The 17,787-nt window shown below is 53.2% G+C and carries 18 protein-coding genes; 8 read left to right on the top strand and 10 right to left on the bottom strand.

Features of this window, described 5'->3' with window-relative positions; genetic code table 11:
* Positions 1–29: 29 nt before the first annotated feature.
* The 4 genes from nusB to nrdR form a co-directional block, all read right to left on the bottom strand.
* The gene (gene nusB / locus WFK59_RS00650; RefSeq protein WP_094120174.1) at positions 30–449 is read right to left on the bottom strand and encodes a transcription antitermination factor NusB; all 420 of its coding nucleotides are present in this window, start codon (positions 447–449) and stop codon (positions 30–32) included.
* A gap of 19 nt (positions 450–468) precedes the next feature.
* The gene (gene ribH / locus WFK59_RS00645) at positions 469–939 is read right to left on the bottom strand and encodes a 6,7-dimethyl-8-ribityllumazine synthase (RefSeq protein ID WP_094120173.1); all 471 of its coding nucleotides are present in this window, start codon (positions 937–939) and stop codon (positions 469–471) included.
* Between the two features lie 91 nt (positions 940–1,030).
* Positions 1,031–2,134: a bifunctional diaminohydroxyphosphoribosylaminopyrimidine deaminase/5-amino-6-(5-phosphoribosylamino)uracil reductase RibD gene (ribD, locus tag WFK59_RS00640; protein WP_336754793.1), complete on the bottom strand. Its 1,104-nt coding sequence runs from the start codon at positions 2,132–2,134 to the stop codon at positions 1,031–1,033.
* Between the two features lie 3 nt (positions 2,135–2,137).
* The gene (gene nrdR / locus WFK59_RS00635) at positions 2,138–2,587 is read right to left on the bottom strand and encodes a transcriptional regulator NrdR (protein ID WP_009091750.1); all 450 of its coding nucleotides are present in this window, start codon (positions 2,585–2,587) and stop codon (positions 2,138–2,140) included.
* A gap of 186 nt (positions 2,588–2,773) precedes the next feature.
* Here nrdR and lysM point away from each other — a divergent pair, with 186 nt between their 5' ends.
* Positions 2,774–3,211, top strand: a complete 438-nt coding sequence (lysM, locus tag WFK59_RS00630; protein ID WP_233985129.1) for a peptidoglycan-binding protein LysM — start codon at positions 2,774–2,776, stop codon at positions 3,209–3,211.
* A gap of 16 nt (positions 3,212–3,227) precedes the next feature.
* Positions 3,228–3,797 (top strand): DUF3251 domain-containing protein, encoded by a 570-nt coding sequence (locus WFK59_RS00625; protein WP_336754792.1) that lies wholly within the window; start codon positions 3,228–3,230, stop codon positions 3,795–3,797.
* A 61-nt stretch (positions 3,798–3,858) separates the two neighbouring features.
* Here WFK59_RS00625 and secF read toward each other — a convergent pair whose 3' ends face one another.
* The 4 genes from secF to tgt are packed head-to-tail and all read right to left on the bottom strand — an operon-like array spanning position 3,859 to position 8,191.
* Entirely contained in the window at positions 3,859–4,827 is a 969-nt protein-coding gene (gene secF, locus WFK59_RS00620; RefSeq protein ID WP_233985131.1) for a protein translocase subunit SecF, read from the bottom strand.
* 10 nt (positions 4,828–4,837) lie between these two features.
* Positions 4,838–6,685 (bottom strand): protein translocase subunit SecD, encoded by a 1,848-nt coding sequence (gene secD / locus WFK59_RS00615; protein WP_233985132.1) that lies wholly within the window; start codon positions 6,683–6,685, stop codon positions 4,838–4,840.
* A gap of 25 nt (positions 6,686–6,710) precedes the next feature.
* Positions 6,711–7,043: a preprotein translocase subunit YajC gene (gene yajC / locus WFK59_RS00610; protein WP_031374695.1), complete on the bottom strand. Its 333-nt coding sequence runs from the start codon at positions 7,041–7,043 to the stop codon at positions 6,711–6,713.
* The gene (gene tgt / locus WFK59_RS00605; protein WP_233985133.1) at positions 7,043–8,191 is read right to left on the bottom strand and encodes a tRNA guanosine(34) transglycosylase Tgt; all 1,149 of its coding nucleotides are present in this window, start codon (positions 8,189–8,191) and stop codon (positions 7,043–7,045) included. Before tgt ends, yajC begins: the two co-directional genes overlap by 1 nt.
* A gap of 283 nt (positions 8,192–8,474) precedes the next feature.
* Here tgt and WFK59_RS00600 point away from each other — a divergent pair, with 283 nt between their 5' ends.
* Genes WFK59_RS00600 through WFK59_RS00590 form a run of 3 tightly spaced genes read left to right on the top strand, consistent with a single transcriptional unit; the run spans position 8,475 to position 11,270 of the window.
* On the top strand, positions 8,475–8,834 hold the full coding sequence (locus WFK59_RS00600) for a GtrA family protein (RefSeq protein WP_233985134.1): 360 nt from the start codon (positions 8,475–8,477) through the stop codon (positions 8,832–8,834).
* Positions 8,831–9,754, top strand: a complete 924-nt coding sequence (locus tag WFK59_RS00595) for a glycosyltransferase family 2 protein (protein ID WP_233985135.1) — start codon at positions 8,831–8,833, stop codon at positions 9,752–9,754. The genes WFK59_RS00600 and WFK59_RS00595 overlap by 4 nt, the downstream gene beginning before the upstream one ends.
* A gap of 28 nt (positions 9,755–9,782) precedes the next feature.
* Positions 9,783–11,270: a hypothetical protein gene (locus WFK59_RS00590; RefSeq protein ID WP_336754790.1), complete on the top strand. Its 1,488-nt coding sequence runs from the start codon at positions 9,783–9,785 to the stop codon at positions 11,268–11,270.
* Between the two features lie 579 nt (positions 11,271–11,849).
* Here WFK59_RS00590 and queA read toward each other — a convergent pair.
* Positions 11,850–12,920: a tRNA preQ1(34) S-adenosylmethionine ribosyltransferase-isomerase QueA gene (queA, locus tag WFK59_RS00585; protein ID WP_336754789.1), complete on the bottom strand. Its 1,071-nt coding sequence runs from the start codon at positions 12,918–12,920 to the stop codon at positions 11,850–11,852.
* Between the two features lie 103 nt (positions 12,921–13,023).
* On the opposite strand from queA, the gene WFK59_RS00580 reads away from it, so the two are divergent.
* The 3 genes from WFK59_RS00580 (at position 13,024) to WFK59_RS00570 (ending at position 15,890) form a co-directional block, all read left to right on the top strand.
* Entirely contained in the window at positions 13,024–13,605 is a 582-nt protein-coding gene (locus tag WFK59_RS00580) for an acyl carrier protein phosphodiesterase (RefSeq protein WP_336754788.1), read from the top strand.
* A gap of 206 nt (positions 13,606–13,811) precedes the next feature.
* Complete coding sequence (locus tag WFK59_RS00575) at positions 13,812–14,624, top strand: inositol monophosphatase family protein (RefSeq protein ID WP_336754787.1); 813 nt, start codon at positions 13,812–13,814, stop codon at positions 14,622–14,624.
* On the top strand, positions 14,625–15,890 hold the full coding sequence (locus tag WFK59_RS00570) for a histidine-type phosphatase (protein ID WP_442956290.1): 1,266 nt from the start codon (positions 14,625–14,627) through the stop codon (positions 15,888–15,890). It begins immediately after the preceding gene.
* Between the two features lie 481 nt (positions 15,891–16,371).
* Here WFK59_RS00570 and proY read toward each other — a convergent pair whose 3' ends face one another.
* Positions 16,372–17,724, bottom strand: a complete 1,353-nt coding sequence (proY, locus tag WFK59_RS00565; protein WP_233985140.1) for a proline-specific permease ProY — start codon at positions 17,722–17,724, stop codon at positions 16,372–16,374.
* Positions 17,725–17,787: the final 63 nt, after the last annotated feature.

The following is a 17,787-nucleotide window of genomic DNA, read 5'->3' as shown; positions in this document are numbered from 1 at the left end:
AAAAAAGGCCGGCAAGCCGGCCTTTTTGTTTATTTGCGATGGGGTCGAATCTGTGGACCGGCTTTATCCAGTACGCCGTTAACAAATTTATGGCTGTCTTCAGCGCCGAACACTTTCGCCAGCTCAATCCCTTCGTTGATGGCCACTTTATAGGGCACATCATCGCGTTTGCTCAGCTCATACAGCGAGATACGCAGGATAGCTTTTTCGACCTGGCCCAGCTCTTCGAGCTGACGCGACAGGTAAGGCTTCATCAGTCCATCCAGATACGCACTGTTGGTCGCCACACCGGACAGCAGTTCGCGGAAATAGCTAATGTCGACGTCTTTGACGTCTTGTTCCGCCAGAAACTGGTATTCCACATCGGCAATGTCGTTGTTAGACAACTGCCAGGAGTAAAGCGCCTGAACAGCGCACTCACGGGCGCGACGACGAGCAGCAGGTTTCACAAAATTCCCCTTACAAAAATCAGGCTTTAATGGCTTTCAATACGTTGATCATTTCGAGCGCAGTCAGGGCCGCTTCGGCACCTTTATTACCGGCTTTGGTGCCAGCACGCTCAATGGCCTGCTCGATATTTTCGGTGGTCAGCACGCCGAACGCGACTGGAATCTCGCTGTTCATGGCAACGCTGGCGATACCGGAGCTGGCTTCACCGGCCACATATTCGAAGTGAGCGGTGCCACCACGAATCACGGTACCCAGTGCAATAACGGCGTCATACTTGCTGGTTTTTGCCAGCGCGCGCGCTGCCAGAGGCAGTTCATACGCGCCAGGAACCCAGACTACGGTGATATTGTCATCTTTGACCTGGCCAATACGTTTCAGGGCATCAACTGCACCATCCAGCAGGCTGTCATTAATGAAGTTGTTAAAACGCGCAATAACGATGGCAACATTGGCCTCAGGCGTTGCAACAGCAGCTTCGATAACGTTCATACTTATCCTTTCAGGGGGTTTGTTTGGCCCCGCGCAGGGGGGCGGATTCTATCATACTCTTCGGCGGCGTGCTCTCGCTTTTCCGTCCGTGTTATTGCGGCGTCAGGGTCAGGCGTAAATCCTCGCCGACCTGACGAACGTCGCGGAAAACAAAGTTCGGCGCATCGGCCAGCCGATCAAGGCCCGGCAGCTGGCACAGGCCGCGACCCTGGTCGCCAAGTAACTTCGGTGCCAGATAAACAATCAGTTCATCCGCCAGTCCGGCCTGCAGCAGCGCGCCCGCCAGGCTGGCACCCGCTTCGACCCAGACGCTGTTCACCTGACGCTGACCCAGCAGCATCATCATCGCCACCAGGTCCAGCTGCTGTTCGCGCAGCGGTACCGCGATTTGCGTGACGCTGGCAGGCCACGACTGCTGATCGGGTTGATGGCGCATCAGCCAGGTTTCGCCCGGCTGGTCAATCAGGCGATGCTGCGGTGTCACCCGGTTCTGGCTATCGATGATCACCCGCAGCGGCTGCCGCAGTTGCTGCTCATTCAGTAATGCTTGGGTGTCGGCGTTGAGTTCGGACCAGCGCACCGTCAGTGAGGGATCGTCAGCCAGCACCGTGGCGCTGCTGCTGAGGATCGCGGCGCTTTGCGCCCGTAACCGCTGAACATCACGACGCGCGGCCGCTGAGGTGATCCACTGGCTTTCGCCATTCGCCATCGCAGTGCGACCATCCAGCGAGGCACCCAGTTTGAGCTGGATCCACGGGAAACCGGTACGCATCCGCTTCAGGAAACCGCGGTTCAGGGCTTCCGCTTCGTCCATCATCAGCCCATGACTGACCGCAATCCCGGCCTGATGCAGACGGTGCAGACCGCGACCGGCAACCTGCGGATTGGGGTCCTGCATCGCCGCGACTACCCGGCTGACACCGGCGGCGATCAGCGCATCGCTGCAGGGCGGCGTGCGGCCATGATGGCTGCACGGCTCCAGCGTGACATAAGCGGTCGCGCCACGCGCTTTTTCACCGGCCATCCGCAGAGCATGGACTTCAGCATGGGGTTCACCGGCACGCTGATGCCAGCCCTCGCCCACCACCTGACCGTCGCGTACGATCACACAGCCGACGTTCGGATTCGGCATGGTGGTAAAACGGCCGCGCCGCGCCAGTTCCAGCGCGCGCGCCATATAGATTTCATCGGTCATCGCTTAATCCTGTAACCGGGCGATCTCTTCGCCAAAATCACGTATATCTTCGAAACTGCGGTAAACCGAGGCAAAACGAATATAGGCGACTTTATCGAGCTTTTTCAGCTCATCCATCACCAGATTGCCAATCAGTTTGCTGGGAATTTCGCGTTCGCCGGTGGCGCGCAGCTGGGTTTTAATGTGGTTTACCGCGCTCTCAACCGCGTCGGCACTAACCGGACGCTTCTCAAGCGCCTTCATCATCCCGCTGGCCATTTTGTCTTCATTGAAAGGTTCGCGTACGTCATTACTCTTCACCACGCGCGGCATCACCAGTTCTGCCACCTCAAAAGTGGTAAAACGCTCATGACACATCAGACACTGGCGGCGGCGTCGCACCGACGATCCTTCACTAACCAGACGAGAATCAATCACTTTGGTGTCCACAGCGGAGCAGAATGGGCAATGCATGACGTTTCCTGACGCGAGAGAAATGGGCCTGACAGTGTAGCGCGAACTGCCGATCAACAAAATCTCTTCCGTGCGTTTGCAGGATTCACCTCGCAGCATAAACAGTGGTAAATTTCACCTGCGGCAAAAGGGACTACGCTTAATGAGCTGCAAGTAAAATAATTTACCTGACACATTGGAGGTTTTATGGGTTTGTTCAATTTCGTGAAAGAAGCGGGTGAAAAGCTGTGGGATGCCGTGAATGGCGGCGATGACCAGAGTAAAAAATTGCAGGATCACATTAATAAGCTCGGCCTGCCGGACAGTGACAAAGTGAATGTGAAAGTGGATGGCGACACCGTTACAGTCAGCGGTGATGGCCTGTCACAGGAGCTGAAAGAGAAGATTCTGGTTGCCGCCGGCAACGTAGCGGGCATCACCAAAGTGGAAGACAAGGTGACCGTGAACGACAGCGCAGCCGAGTCGGAACTCTACACGGTGAAAAAAGGCGACACGCTGAGCGCTATTTCAAAACAGGTTTATGGAAATCCTAACGAATACAACAAGATTTTCGAAGCCAACAAGCCAATGCTGTCGCATCCTGATAAGATCTATCCCGGCCAGGTTTTACGCATTCCAAAATAACCGACAAGGATAACTTATGATCAGGACGGTTTGGGCGCCAGCAGCACTTTCACTGGCGTTACTGAGCGGTTGTAGTACCCCGGTGACGAACCCGCAGGTTAAACAGTTGCATCAGGAAGTGAGCCAGCTTAATCAGCAGATGCAGCACTTAACCACCCAGGCGAGTGCGCTGGAGATTCAGGGGCAGCTTAACAGCCACTCAACCAACGGCGCATGGCTGGTGCCGCAGGCGAATACCCCGGTGGCGTTGCAAACTCAGCTCGGCACGCTGCGGCTGACGCTGTCGCCGGTGGTGGCAGAAGCCAGTGGATCGCGGGCTACGCTGTCGATCCGCTCGATGGACGATCAACCGTTGCCTGCGCTGCACGCGACGGTAATCTGGGGCGTACTGGACCCGGCAACCGGCAAGCCGCTTAACAGCGACAGCCTGAGCCAGACCATTGCCGTTCCCGCCTCGCTGTTACCGCAACACTCAGCGGATGTCCCGCTGCGGCTGAGTGGCCTGACGCCGGATCAGCTGGGATATCTCCGAGTGCACGATGTGACCGCTGACTCACCGACTCAAACGACTCCTGCTGCGCCTTAACCGGCGCAAATAAAAACGGGCGACCCTCACAGGCCGCCCGTTTTTCATCACTCTGCCACGCTTACGGCAGAATAGAAGGCTGATCCGCGCCCTCTTTTTCGACTTTCTGCACCAGCATATGTTCACGCTTCATGCCCAGCTTCAGCGCCAGCGCCGACGAGACATAAATCGATGAAATCGTACCGATGGTCACACCGATCAACATGGTCAGTGAGAAGCCTTTCAGCAACGCGCCACCAAAGATGAACAGGATGAGGATCATCGCCAGCGTGGTCAGTGAAGTAATCAGGGTACGGCTTAACGTCTGGGTCAGCGACACGTTGGTAATGTCGTAAGAGCTGCCGCGGCGAATCTTGCGGAAGTTCTCACGAATACGGTCGGAAACCACGATTTTATCGTTAAGCGAGTAGCCAATCACCGACATCAGCGAGGCGACAATCGTCAGGTCGATCTCAATCCGGAACAGCGCCAGCAGGCCGCAGGTGATGATCACGTCATGCGCCAGCGCCAGTACGGTACCCAGCGCCAGACGCCACTCAAAGCGAAAACCGATATAGATCAGAATCGCAACCAGTGCCGACAGCAGCGCCATCGCACCCGCCTGCGCCAGATCGCTACCCACGCTCGGGCCAACGAACTCGATACGCTTCACGGTGGCGTTCTGCTGGGTGGTCTGGTTAATCACCGAAACCACTTTGTTGCCTAACTCGGTGCCTGCCGGTCCGCTGACCGGTGCCATGCGCACCATCACGTCACGGCTGCTGCCAAAGTTCTGCACCAGCGGCTCGTCAAATCCCGCTTTCACCAAATCACCACGCAGCGTATCGAGATCGGCCGGTTTTTCCAGCGCGATCTCAATCACCGTACCGCCGGTGAAATCGAGTCCCCAGTTGAAGCCACGGATGCCGACAATGGCAATCGCGGCGATAATCAGCAGACCTGAGATGATGAAGGCCAGCTTATCCCAGCGCATAAAGTCGACGACTTTACGCCCGTGGTTCAACTGCTCAATGTTATATTCCTGTGCCACAACGCACTCCTCAGATAGACAGCTTGTTGATGCGTTTGCCACCGTAAACCAGGTTAACAATGGCACGGGTACCGACGATCGCGGTGAACATTGAAGTCGCGATACCAATTGCGGTGGTAATCGCAAAGCCTTTGATCGAACCGGTGCCGACCGCATAAAGAATGATGACTTTGATCAGGGTGGTCACGTTCGCATCGACAATACTGGAGAAGGCGCCTTTATAGCCCTCATGAATTGCCTGCTGAACCGAGCGCCCGTTACGCAGCTCTTCTTTAATACGTTCGTTAATCAGTACGTTAGCATCGACTGCCACCGCCAGAGTTAACACAATACCGGCAATACCCGGCATAGTCAGGGTCGCGCCAGGCAGCAGTGACATAACGCCGACAATCAGCACCAGGTTCACCAACAGCGCACTGGTCGCAATCAGACCAAACTTCTTGTAGAACACCACCATAAACAGGATCGAGGCGAGCAGGCCCCACAGGCAGGCTTCCAGACCCTGAGTAATGTTTTGCTGACCCATGGTCGGGCCGATGGTGCGCTCTTCCACAATCTGGATTGGCGCAATCAACGCACCGGCACGCAGCAGCAGCGACAGTTGACGCGCTTCGTTCGGATTGTTGATGCCGGTGATGCGGAAGCTGTTCCCGAGGCGAGACTGGATGTTAGCGACGTTAATCACCTCTTCCTGTTTCACCAGAATCGAACGGCCATTGGCATCTTTTTTACCGCTGTCTTTGTACTCCACAAACAGGGTCGCCATCGGCTTGCCGATGTTGTCCTTGGTGAAGTTAGACATGATGTTACCGCCTGCGCCATCCAGTGAAATGTTCACCTGTGGCTGGTTGTACTCATCCATGCTGGAGGTCGAGTCGGTGATGTGGTCACCGGTCAGGATCACCCGCTTGTAGAGCACCACCGGCTGGCCGTCACGCATATCTTTGACTTCAGAGTCACCCGGCACCCGGCCACTGGCCGCCGCGGTAGGATCAACGCTGGTGTTAACCAGACGGAATTCCAGCGTCGCGGTCGCACCCAGAATCTCTTTCGCGCGGGCCGTGTCCTGAATCCCTGGCAGCTCAACCACAATGCGATCGGAACCCTGACGCTGCACCAGCGGTTCGGCTACGCCCAGCTGGTTCACACGGTTACGCAGGATAGTAATGTTCTGCTGAACCGCATATTCACGCGCTTCGCTCAGGCGCGCATCGCTCATGGTAGCGCGCAGCGCATCGTTGCCGCTGCTGTTGATCACCAGGTCCTGATGACGGGAGGTCAGCCAGGAGACAGCAGCATCACGGCTGGCGGCGTCACGGAAACGAATTTCCACGCCGTAGTTCGCGATTTTGTTGACGTTGGTATAAGGAATATTTTTGGTGCGCAGATCGCTACGCAGCGTATCGGCATTCTGCTCCTGCAGCTTGCCTAAGGCGGTATCCATGTCCACTTCCATCAGGAAGTGCACACCACCACGCAGATCGAGACCGAGTTTCATCGGTTCCGCTGACAGCATCGTCAGCCAGCGCGGCGTGGCCGGTGCCAGGTTCAGCGCCACGACGTAGTCTTCACCCAGCGCTTTCATGATCGCTTCACGGGCGCGCAACTGCACGTCGGTGTTAGCAAAGCGCGCAGTAATCGCCCCGTTTTCCAGCGCAACGGATTTGCTCTGGATATTGTCTTGTTTTAATGCGGACTGAATGTGATCCAACGTCTGCTCACTGGCGGCGCTTCCGCGCGCGCCAGTGATTTGAACGGCCGGATCCTCACCATAGAGGTTGGGAAGCGCATACAGCAGGCCGACGAGAATCACGACGACCAGCATCACATACTTCCACAAAGGATAACGATTTAACACGGCAGTTCCCTTAGGGAAGATAGAATTACAGCGCCTTCATAGTACCTTTCGGCAGAACGGCAGCGACGAAATCACGTTTAATGACCACTTCATTGGTCTCATTCAGCGCGATAGAGACGTAGCCAGTGTCAGACACTTTTGTTACGCGACCTACCAGGCCACCGCTGGTCAGCACTTCATCGCCCTTAGAGATGGAATCCATCAGCTTCTTGTGCTCTTTCGCACGTTTCTGCTGCGGACGCAGGATCATGAAGTAAAAAATCAGACCAAACACCACCAGCATGATCACCAGAGAATACGGACTTCCCTGCGACGGTGCGCCTGCTGCGGCCACGGCGTCAGAAATGAAAAAGCTCATTAAATTTCCCTCATAGATGAATTATCAGACGTTAAAGGCGGAACTTCTTTGCCCGTCCGTTGGTAGAACTCGTTTACAAAGCGCTCTAATTTACCCTCTTCGATGGCCTGGCGTAAACCTGCCATCAGGCGCTGGTAATAGCGCAGATTGTGAATCGTATTGAGACGCGCGCCCAGTATTTCGTTACAACGGTCCAGATGATACAAGTAGGCGCGGCTGTAATTGCGACAGGTGTAACAATCACATTCCGCATCCAGTGGTGCGGTGTCATCTTTGTATTTCGCGTTGCGGATTTTCACCACACCGTCAGTGACAAAAAGATGGCCGTTACGCGCGTTGCGGGTTGGCATCACACAGTCGAACATATCGACGCCGCGACGGACCCCTTCCACCAGATCTTCAGGCTTACCGACACCCATCAGATAGCGCGGTTTATCCTGCGGCAGCTGCGGGCAGACGTGCTCTAGAATACGGTGCATGTCCTGTTTAGGCTCACCCACCGCCAGGCCGCCCACAGCGTACCCATCAAAGCCAATCTCTACCAGACCTTTCACCGACACATCTCGTAAATCTTCGTAAACCGAGCCCTGGATGATACCGAACAGCGCATTTTTGTTACCCAGGCTGTCAAAACGGTCACGGCTGCGTTTTGCCCAGCGCAGCGACATCTCCATTGAACGTTTGGCATAGTCCCAGTCCGCCGGGTACGGCGTACATTCGTCGAAGATCATGACGATGTCGGAGCCGAGGTCATACTGAATCTCCATCGACTTTTCAGGATCGAGGAAAATGGCGTCGCCGTTGATGGGGTTACGGAAGTGCACGCCCGCTTCGGTGATCTTGCGGATGTCGCCCAGGCTGAAGACCTGGAAACCGCCCGAATCCGTCAGGATCGGCCCTTTCCACTGCATAAAGTCATGCAGGTCGCCATGCAGTTTCATGATCTCCTGGCCGGGACGCAGCCAGAGATGGAAGGTATTGCCCAGAATGATCTGTGCGCCGGTCTCCTGCACTTCTTCCGGCGTCATGCCTTTTACCGTGCCGTAGGTACCGACCGGCATAAACGCCGGGGTTTCCACCACGCCGCGATCAAAAACCAGACGGCCACGGCGCGCGCGCCCGTCTGTGGTATCAAGTTCAAATTTCACAAAGCCTCCACCGGAGAAACAGTCCGATGTCTAATTAAACGTGGCGCATGATAACAACCACAGAAGCTGCTATACAAGCCAGCCAGTCACCCGATCGGGGACGCCGTCATTGTATTACAGGATTTATCGATTTCTGCGCAATTGTGTCAATTTTTTGTCACAAATTTGTCACACTTAAAACATAAGGGAGCGGGTTTTCAGAAGATGCACCATCTTTCCAGGAGTTCTTGATCATGGCCTCATCCAGTGACAAAATCCTCCGACTTTAACTATGGACACAAGAATGTTTAATCTGTTCGCGCGGTATACAACCGTAGGCATAATCAACACGCTAATTCACTGGCTGACTTTTGCAATTTTCTACAAGTCTGGTCAGCCTCAGGCACTTGCTAATTTCATCGCATTCTGTGCAGCTGTAACATTCTCCTTCTTTGCAAATGCAAGATGGACGTTCAGCACTGAAGCGACGACGATCAGATACATCATGTATGTTTTCTTCATGGGGATAGTTGCCATCATGATTGGATCATACTCTGACAGATTACACGTCCCTCCTGTCATGACGTTGTTTGTATTCTCATGCGTAAGCCTGGTGTGTGGTTTTTTTTATTCTAAGTTCATAATATTCAGGAAGAAAAAATGAAAATATCTCTTATTGTCCCTGTTCTCAATGAAGAGGAAGCGATACCTATTTTCTATTCAGCAGTGAGGGAGTTAGACCAGTTCAAAGGGAAAGATGTTGAGATAGTATTTATTAATGACGGCAGTTCAGATGGCACCGAAAGCATTATTAATCGCCTTTCATCTGAAGATGACCTTGTTAAGGCCATATCTTTCACAAGGAATTTCGGCAAAGAGCCAGCGCTTTATGCGGGACTGGAATTTGCCACCGGTGACGCCATCATACCTATAGATGTTGATCTACAGGACCCTATCGAAGTCATTCCTGAGCTTATCGCTAAGTGGCAAGAAGGTTATGATGTCGTTCTTGCAAAGAGAGCAGACAGAAGCTGTGACAGCTACCTGAAGCGTAGAACTGCATCAGCTTTCTACAGGATGCACAATAAAATAAGCAATCCAAAAATAGAAGAGAATGTCGGCGACTTCCGCCTTATGTCGAAAGACATTGTGAAAAGCATTTTGCGCCTTAAAGAAAGAAATATTTTCATGAAGGGTTTACTTAGCTGGGTCGGAGGAAAGACTGCTGTCGTTGAGTATCGCCGGGAAGACCGGGTGGCTGGAAAGAGTAAATTCAATGGCTGGAAGTTGTGGAACCTGGCGCTAGAGGGGTTTACATCTTTTTCAACTTTCCCACTTCGTATATGGTCATACATAGGATTGACTGTGGCCGGTCTTTCTTTCTTTTATGGATTATTCATGATTTTTGAAAAGTTAGTATATGGAAATGCGGTGCATGGATATACGTCCATTATGGTTTCAATACTTTTCCTCGGCGGTGTTCAGTTGATCGGCATCGGCGTTCTGGGTGAATATATCGGAAGGATATATATCGAATCAAAAAGGAGACCAAAGTTTATTTTAAAAAACAACACAGATAAATAAATCATTTAAATTATCGGACTCCCTTATAATGACAAACACAGAACAGAATAAATCATACCTATTTTTTTTAATTTCAACATTTTCACTTATTTTATCAATATATACCTCTGGCAAGTACTTTACGCTTGATGCAGATACAATAAACTCTGCATTAGTCTGGGGAGAAATAGAAAGAAGCGGATTTCATGCAATAAAAGAATGGATCCCAACTGATGACAATTGGTATCTCTCAGTATACCCTATTCATTTTATTATTTATAAAATATTCGGATATGAGTCAATAAACACTCTTATTGCAATATCGTCTCTACAGGTCTTCACTTGCGCCATTATATCATTCCTGATATTAAGCAAAATAACATCAAATAAAAACTCTATCTTTATAGTTCCTTTTTTATGTTTCCTCCCTTATTTTTGTTACAAGGTTGGATTTATCTCCCATCCATTTTCTCATAACACATCGAATCTTTATGGTCTTTTGTTAATTTACGTAAACCTGCGAATAAATCGTAAGATTTTAGCATCCATAATCTCCTCACTAATAATATTGATTGCTGGCGTCTCTGATCCCTGGTATATTGCATCATTTGGTATTCCTTTTTTATTGTACCAACTTTTAAGTGACAGCACGGATAAAAAAAATAAATTCATCCCTTCTACAATAGCACTCATTTCCTTATTGATTTATTTCAGCCATATACTCCAGAACTGGCTCGCAGTGCCTTTATCCCATTTTCATCTGGCCAGCATTGAAGTAATAAAATCCAATATATATTGGTATGCGTATGGGATAGGTTCTATGTTAAACTTATTCTACGCTGACAATGAAATTTCAAGGATTGCATCATTTGTCGTTATCATGACCCTTGGCGCTTATGGTTTATATAAATTATATTTCGCTGAAAAAAACGCAATATCTTTCTTACTTGTTATGAGTGTGGCAGGGATATCTGGAGCTTATATATTGGGCTCCCCAGAAAAACAATACTATTCCGCCAGGTTCTTAGTAAACATAGTTTATATATTTTATATAATATCTTTTTTTATGATATTATCAAAGCATGGTTCAAAACATCTTTACATTATTGCAATTTCATTTATTTCCATCTCTTCCTTAGTTGTTCATTTGAAACAAAATAGTGACAATCTTGTCTCCTCTGCCGAATCTCAAGTTAAATTCATGGAACAAAACGGCCTGAATTATGGCTTTGGTCCATATTGGTCGGGTAATCCAAACGTCGTAAACTGGCTTTCGAAAGGGGAAATTGATTTCAGCCCTGTTATATTTAGAAATGACAATGGCTTTATTGATTGGAATACTCCCCATGCTCAATCTTTCAGAAACAAAATTAAACCTGGAAATAAAAAAACATTCATAATGCTATCTTCTGATGGCGAGTCATGCTCAAATATAGATCTATGCATTGATGGCATCAATAAACAATATGGAAAGCCCGATACAATCATAAAGTACCAAAGTTCTCTTTTCTACGTTTATGATAAAGGGTTAAATTAACATCTTATCCTGTCATTTATTAAAGGGGCTTAACGCCCCTTTTTTATGCATCATGATATGATTTTTTTAATATTTCTGTCGAGATAGGCAGGAAACCTCTGCACCATAAATATATCAGGTTAGTTGCTCATACCTACTCTTTTACTGACGAAAAACCAGTTAGAGGATATGATATAGAAAAGGTCCTGAAGAGAATCCCTGATAGCCTTAACGCCTCCCAACTTCCAAAAAAGTTAGCCATCCCCATCAACACCTTTTCAGAATGCTAACCTAAATTCGATGCGGATAAAGTACACTTCACCACAGCAACGGCTGTTCAGATTCAGTGTGGCCGCGAAGCAGGCCGGATAATACCTGTGGTTGATAAGGGAATAAGAGAATTGGGTTTATGCGAAGATAATTTGCATTGACCCTGTAACGGAACCGACATAGCAGTTTTTTACTGTCATAACCTTCGCACCCGGCGAGCATTCCGTCTTGCGCACCATTGAGCAGCAACTGGCCTGGTGCGCGCGACGCGGCAAGTAACACATGTACTGCCTGAATACCACGCGGCGCAACAGGTCATGGGTTAATAAATCAGTCGCCAACTTTTTCCAGCGGCGCCTGCGGATTTTTGCTGATAAACATCGCGTCACCATAACTGAAGAAACGATATTGCTCAGCCACGGCAGCGCGGTAGGCTGCCATGGTGTGCTGGTAACCGGCGAACGCCGAGACCAGCATAATCAGGGTAGATTCGGGCAGGTGGAAATTGGTGATCAGCGCATCGATCACCTGATAGTGGTAGCCCGGATAGATAAAAATCTGGGTATCGTTGAAGAACGGCGCAATCAGCGCATCCTGACTCGCTTTGGCCGCGCTCTCCAGCGAACGTACCGAAGTGGTGCCGACCGCGACCACCTTATTGCCGCGCGCCTTACAGGCCAGCACCGCATCCACCACCTCCTGCGGCACTTCCGCATATTCGGCGTGCATATGATGCTCTTCAATGTTGTCGACGCGCACCGGCTGGAAGGTTCCGGCCCCGACATGCAGCGTAACAAAGGCCATCTCAACGCCCTTCTCTTTCAGCGCCTGAAGCAGCGGTTCATCGAAGTGCAGACCGGCGGTCGGGGCCGCGACGGCACCCGGACGGGCGCTGTAAACGGTCTGATAAAGCTCGCGGTCAGCCTCTTCATCCGGGCGATCGATGTAAGGAGGCAGCGGCATATGACCGACGCTGTTCAGGATATCGAGCACCGCACGCTCATCGTCAAACACGATCTCGAACAGCGCATCGTGGCGCGCCACCATGGTCGCTTTAACGCTCTCATCTTCACCCAGCAACAGGGCGGCGCCCGGCTTAGGCGCTTTTGAGGCGCGCACATGGGCCAGCACGCGCTTGTCGTCAAGCATCCGCTCCACCAGCATTTCGATTTTGCCACCGCTGGCTTTACGACCAAAGACGCGCGCCGGGATCACGCGGGTGTTGTTGAACACCAGCAGATCGCCTGGATTGAGCTTATCCAGCACGTCGGTGAAGACACCGTGCGTCAGTGCGCCGCTGGGACCATCGAGCGACAGCAGACGACAGCCGCTGCGCTGCGCCTGCGGATAGTGGGCAATCAGGGATTCGGGCAATTCAAAAGCAAAATCGGCGACACGCATGAAAGAGTTCTTTCTCAGGCAAAAACAGGCGGCACAGTTTAGCGGAAAATCGACCAATTCTGAACAACTGGCTGCGCAAAGGCAGTTCAGCCTATAATGCAGCATGAACTTTCTTGCACATCTCCATCTGGCCCAACTGGCTGACAGCTCGTTGCTCGGCAATTTAATGGCTGATTTTGTCCGGGGTAACCCGCACCAGCACTGGCCCACGCCGGTGGCGGACGGTATTCTGATGCATCGCCGGCTCGACGTGATGACCGATGCGCTGCCGGAAGTCCGCCGTGCCCGTCAGCTGTTCCGCCCGGAAACCTACCGCGTCGCCCCGATCACCCTCGATGTCATCTGGGACCATTTTCTCGCCCGTCACTGGCCGCAATTCACTCCCGACCTGACCCTGACGCAATTTTCGGCCGCCGCCGAGCGCGAAATCATGCCGCAGCTGGCGGCGACGCCCGAACCCTTTCAGCAACTGAACGCGGTGATGTGGCGCGAGCGCTGGTTTGAGCACTATGCCGAGCCTGCACGTCTGGAGCGAGTGCTGCAGGGTATGGCCAGTCGCCGCCCGCGCCTGGCGGCGCTGCGCGACTCTTATCAGGATTTCACGGAAAATTACGATCAGCTCGAAGAGCTGTTTTTCATTTTTTATCCGCGTTTAATGGCGCTGGCGACGGCCAGAACGCTGTAAAACCTGATTCTCTTCTGTCAGCCGGCGGCTGCCGGCCATTAACGCACAAAAAAGCGGGCTGACCGCCCCTTCCCCATCTTGCCATCGCGTCTCATCTGCGGCTTAATGAAGCCTTTCTTAACAATAGTTAAGCAAACCACACAGCCAGAACGCCTGTTCAGGCGCGACTTCCGTTCGCTATGGCAAAAAAATCATAAGAGGGAAAGATGTCATCCGCTTCGCATTCTGAAATTGACGCGCGTTATCGTTACGCCTGCGACATCGCCCGTGCGGCGGCCAGCCGGGCTTATTCCTGGTATCAGCAGCGTCAAAACCTGGTGGTGGAACACAAGAGGGATCTGCAGGACGTGGTCAGCGAAGCCGATCGCAACGTCGAAGCCTTAATCAAAACGCTGATTGAGGAGCGCTTCCCGGAGGATGCCGTTTACGGTGAAGAGAGCGGCGGCGAAATGGGTCATGCCCGGTTTATCTGGGTCGTCGATCCGATTGACGGCACCGCCTGTTTCGTTAACGGCCTGCCTAACTGGTGCGTTTCACTGGCGGTGGTGTGTGACGGTGAACCGGTGATTGGCGTGGTATGCGATCCCAATCATCAGGAGCTGTTCCATGCCCGACAGGGCCAGGGCGCATGGGTCAATGAGACCCGGCTGCAGGTTCACGCCGCGCAGCAGCTCAACGAAGGCTTGCTCGGCATCAGCAACTCCAGCCGCACCGGCGCGGAAAGCGTCACCCGACTGATCGGCGGACTGATTCAACAGGGCGGGATGTTTATCCGCATCGGTTCCGGCGCGCTGACCAGTGCCTGGGCGGCGGCGGGCCGGCTGATTGGCTACTACGAAGCGCATATGCATCCTTGGGATAGCCTGCCGGGTATCGTGCTGATGCGCGAGGCGGGCGGCATGACCAACGATTACCTCGCTAACGACGGCCTGAAAAACGGCAATCCGGTATTGCTGGCGAACGCTGCACTCTATCCACAGATCAAAGCGCTGACCGGCAATCGCGCGCTGGATGAATAAATGATGCGTAACCGGTGGCGCGGCTGGGTGTTAACGCTAAGTTCACTCTGGCTGCTGAGTCTGCCGCTGCAGGCGGCACCGCAGCCCCACTACCAGCTGGAGAAAGTGGTTGAGCTGAGCCGCCACGGCGTGCGGCCACCGACGCCCGGCAACCGGAAAGAGATCGAAGCCGCCAGCCAGCAATCCTGGCCGGTGTGGTCAACGGCGGATGGCGAGCTGACCGGTCACGGTTACAGCGCCGTAGTCAACAAGGGGCGCTGGCAGGGCGAGCACTATCGCCAGCTCGGTTTGCTGCCGGCTGGCTGTCCCTCCTCAGCCGAGGTCTATCTGCGCGCCAGCCCGCTCCAGCGCACCCGTGCCACCGCTCAGGCGATCGCTGACAGCGCGTTTCCGGGCTGCGGCGTGCCAATCCATTACGTGGCGGGTGAGATTGATCCACTGTTCCAGAGCGATAAGCTGGCAATCGCAAAAACCGATCCCGATCGGGAGTTAGCGGCAAAGCAGCAGAAAGCGGGCGATCTGGCAGAGCTACAGCAGCAACTGCAGCCGGCGATTCAGCAGCTGAAAGCGGCGGTCTGCCCACCCACCGATCGCTGTGATTTTTTTGATCGGCCATGGCAATTCAAACAAACCCGCAGCGGCAACACCTATGTTCAGGGGCTGAGCGTGATGGCCAGCATGGTGGAGACGCTGCGGCTGGGTTACAGCGAAAATCTGCCGTTCGATCAGCTGGCGTGGGGACATATCACCCGTGCGGCGCAGATCACCTCGCTGCTGCCGCTGCTGACCGCTAATTATGATCTCAGCAACGACCTGCTCTATCAGGCGCAGCGTCGGGGCTCAATTCTGCTTAACGCGATGCTGACTGAAATGACCAGCACAACCTCTTCTACCCGCTGGCTGATTCTGGTGGCGCATGACACCAATATTGCGATGGTGCGTACGCTGCTGGGATTTGACTGGCAGTTGCCCGGCTACGCCCGTGGCAATATCCCGCCCGGCAGCAGCCTGGTGCTGGAGCGCTGGCGCGACAGCCAGAGCGGCGAGCGTTTTCTGCGGCTTTACTTCCAGGCGCAGAGCCTGGATGGCCTGCGGCAGTTACAGCCGATTGATGATACACAGGGTTTATTACGTCAGGAGTGGCATCAGCCAGACTGCAGGATCACCGATGTCGGTCTGCTTTGCCCTTATCAATCGACGCTGACGCAATGGCAAAAACGGCTGGACAACAGCGCCACGATGCCGGTTTCGGTCAGATTGCCCTGATCCTGCGGCTAATCAAATTTACGCCGCTGTGGCTGTGCAGCGCTGCCACGATTAATTAATTGAATCAGCGCGGGCGGGGAGTTTTCTTATTTAAAATAGCCTGGCTACCAGCGGCGTTAATTTTGTTTTACGATAACCCCGTCAATCATCCCTTTTTATTTCTCTGATTCTCTTGAATATTTCGGCGACTGGTTTCGCCGTTTTTTATTTGTTCTCCGCTCCCTGCCATGCACTCATCCTCCAGCCTGACCTCCTCACCGCCGGGTTTTACCTGACGGCCAGCTCAATCCCTGTCAATCATCCGTTGCCCACGCTAAAGGATATTCCACCCTCTGCAACCTGCCGCCGTCACGCCTGTTCTGGCGCAGGGAGGTTGCTGAGAAGATGATGCCGGGAAGGTCAAAGGTTGGGATCAGGGAAGAGAATGGCAGAGGCGGCATGCCGCCTGTGGCTCCCCGGATGCCGGGGAGCCACAAAGGGATTAGTGTGGCTTACGCACCAGCTTATAGCCCAGCAGCAGCACCACTATCCACACCACGCCGACATAGAGCGACACCCGGGTATCCGGGAAATAGCCAATCAGCGCAATGATGAAGCAGAGGAAGGCGACACCGACACCGGCGGTCCAGCTGCCGCCTGGCAGCGCGAACTTCAGCTGGCTGGCGGCCTGTTTGCCGATTTTGCGGCGGAAGGCGATCTGCGACAGCAGAATCATGATCCACACCCAGACCGTGGCAAAGGTCGCCAGCGAGGCGATCACCAGGAACACCTTCTCCGGCATCAGGTAGTTGAGATAGACCGCAATCAGCATCGCGAACATCATCACCACCACCGTCACCCACGGAATGCCGCGGGAAGAGACTTTCATAAACATCTTCGGTGCATGTCCCTGCTGGGCCATACCGTGCAGCATACGGCCCACGCCAAACACGTCGCTGTTAATGGCGGAGAGTGAGGCGGTCAGCACCACAAAATTCAGAATCGAGGCCGCCGCCGCAATTCCCAGGTGCTGGAAGGTCAGCACAAACGGACTGCCAGAGGTGCCTACCTGGTTCCACGGATAGATCGACATAATCACAAACAGGGTGCCGACATAAAACACCAGGATGCGCCACGGCACCGAGTTAATGGCACGGGGAATCGACTTCTCCGGGTCCTTCGCTTCCCCGGCGGTGATACCGATAATTTCGATCCCGCCGTAAGCAAACATCACCATCTGCAGCGACAGCAGCATCCCGACCACGCCGTGGGCAAAGAAGCCGCCGTTGGTCCACAGATTGTGGATGCCGGTCGGCTGGCCACCGTTGCCGATGCCCCAGATAATCATGCCGAAACCGGCGAGGATCATCACGATAATGGTGGCGACCTTAAAGAAGGAGAACCAGAACTCCACTTCGCCGAACACCTTCACGCTCATCAGGTTGACCGCGCCGATAATCAGCACCACGCTCAGTACCCAAATCCAGTGCGGCACCTCAGGAAACCAGACGCCCATATAGATGCCGAACGCCGTCACATCGGCGATCGCCACAATCAGGATTTCAAAGCAGTAAGTCCAGCCGGTGATGTAACCGGCCATCGGGCCGAGATAGTCCTGGGCGTAGCGTGAGAAGGAGCTGGCCTGGGGATTGTTGACGGACATCTCGCCCAGCGCGCGCATGATGATGTAGGCCACTGCCCCGCCGATAATATAGGCGAGCAGCACGCTGGGTCCGGCCATTTTGATCGCATCGGCGGAACCGTAAAACAGCCCGGTGCCAATCGCCGATCCCAGCGCCATAAAGCGGATGTGGCGCGTGCTCAGTCCGCGTTTGAGCTTGTTGGTTTCTTGCATAACAACCTGTACCTGTGAAATGAAAAAACCACGGGCAAGCCCGTGGTTAAAGAAAAATCAGTG

Origin of the sequence: Pantoea sp. USHLN298 (assembly GCF_037149395.1) — a bacterium.
Taxonomy (GTDB): domain Bacteria; phylum Pseudomonadota; class Gammaproteobacteria; order Enterobacterales; family Enterobacteriaceae; genus Pantoea; species Pantoea astica.
The sequence above is the reverse complement of the archived record's forward strand: the minus strand, read 5'-3'. Positions and strand labels throughout refer to the sequence as shown.

What these genes read in the sequence shown, in the direction of transcription:
- ribH (WP_094120173.1), bottom strand. Translation starts at nt 939, where the DNA reads ATGAACGTTATCGAAGCTGCTGTTGCAACGCCTGAGGCCAATGTTGCC.
- ribD (WP_336754793.1), bottom strand. Translation starts at nt 2,134, where the DNA reads ATGACCGATGAAATCTATATGGCGCGCGCGCTGGAACTGGCGCGGCGC.
- nrdR (WP_009091750.1), bottom strand. Translation starts at nt 2,587, where the DNA reads ATGCATTGCCCATTCTGCTCCGCTGTGGACACCAAAGTGATTGATTCT.
- lysM (WP_233985129.1), top strand. Translation starts at nt 2,774, where the DNA reads ATGGGTTTGTTCAATTTCGTGAAAGAAGCGGGTGAAAAGCTGTGGGAT.
- WFK59_RS00625 (WP_336754792.1), top strand. Translation starts at nt 3,228, where the DNA reads ATGATCAGGACGGTTTGGGCGCCAGCAGCACTTTCACTGGCGTTACTG.
- yajC (WP_031374695.1), bottom strand. Translation starts at nt 7,043, where the DNA reads ATGAGCTTTTTCATTTCTGACGCCGTGGCCGCAGCAGGCGCACCGTCG.
- WFK59_RS00600 (WP_233985134.1), top strand. Translation starts at nt 8,475, where the DNA reads ATGTTTAATCTGTTCGCGCGGTATACAACCGTAGGCATAATCAACACG.
- WFK59_RS00595 (WP_233985135.1), top strand. Translation starts at nt 8,831, where the DNA reads ATGAAAATATCTCTTATTGTCCCTGTTCTCAATGAAGAGGAAGCGATA.
- WFK59_RS00590 (WP_336754790.1), top strand. Translation starts at nt 9,783, where the DNA reads ATGACAAACACAGAACAGAATAAATCATACCTATTTTTTTTAATTTCA.
- queA (WP_336754789.1), bottom strand. Translation starts at nt 12,920, where the DNA reads ATGCGTGTCGCCGATTTTGCTTTTGAATTGCCCGAATCCCTGATTGCC.
- WFK59_RS00580 (WP_336754788.1), top strand. Translation starts at nt 13,024, where the DNA reads ATGAACTTTCTTGCACATCTCCATCTGGCCCAACTGGCTGACAGCTCG.
- WFK59_RS00575 (WP_336754787.1), top strand. Translation starts at nt 13,812, where the DNA reads ATGTCATCCGCTTCGCATTCTGAAATTGACGCGCGTTATCGTTACGCC.
- WFK59_RS00570 (WP_442956290.1), top strand. Translation starts at nt 14,625, where the DNA reads ATGATGCGTAACCGGTGGCGCGGCTGGGTGTTAACGCTAAGTTCACTC.
- proY (WP_233985140.1), bottom strand. Translation starts at nt 17,724, where the DNA reads ATGCAAGAAACCAACAAGCTCAAACGCGGACTGAGCACGCGCCACATC.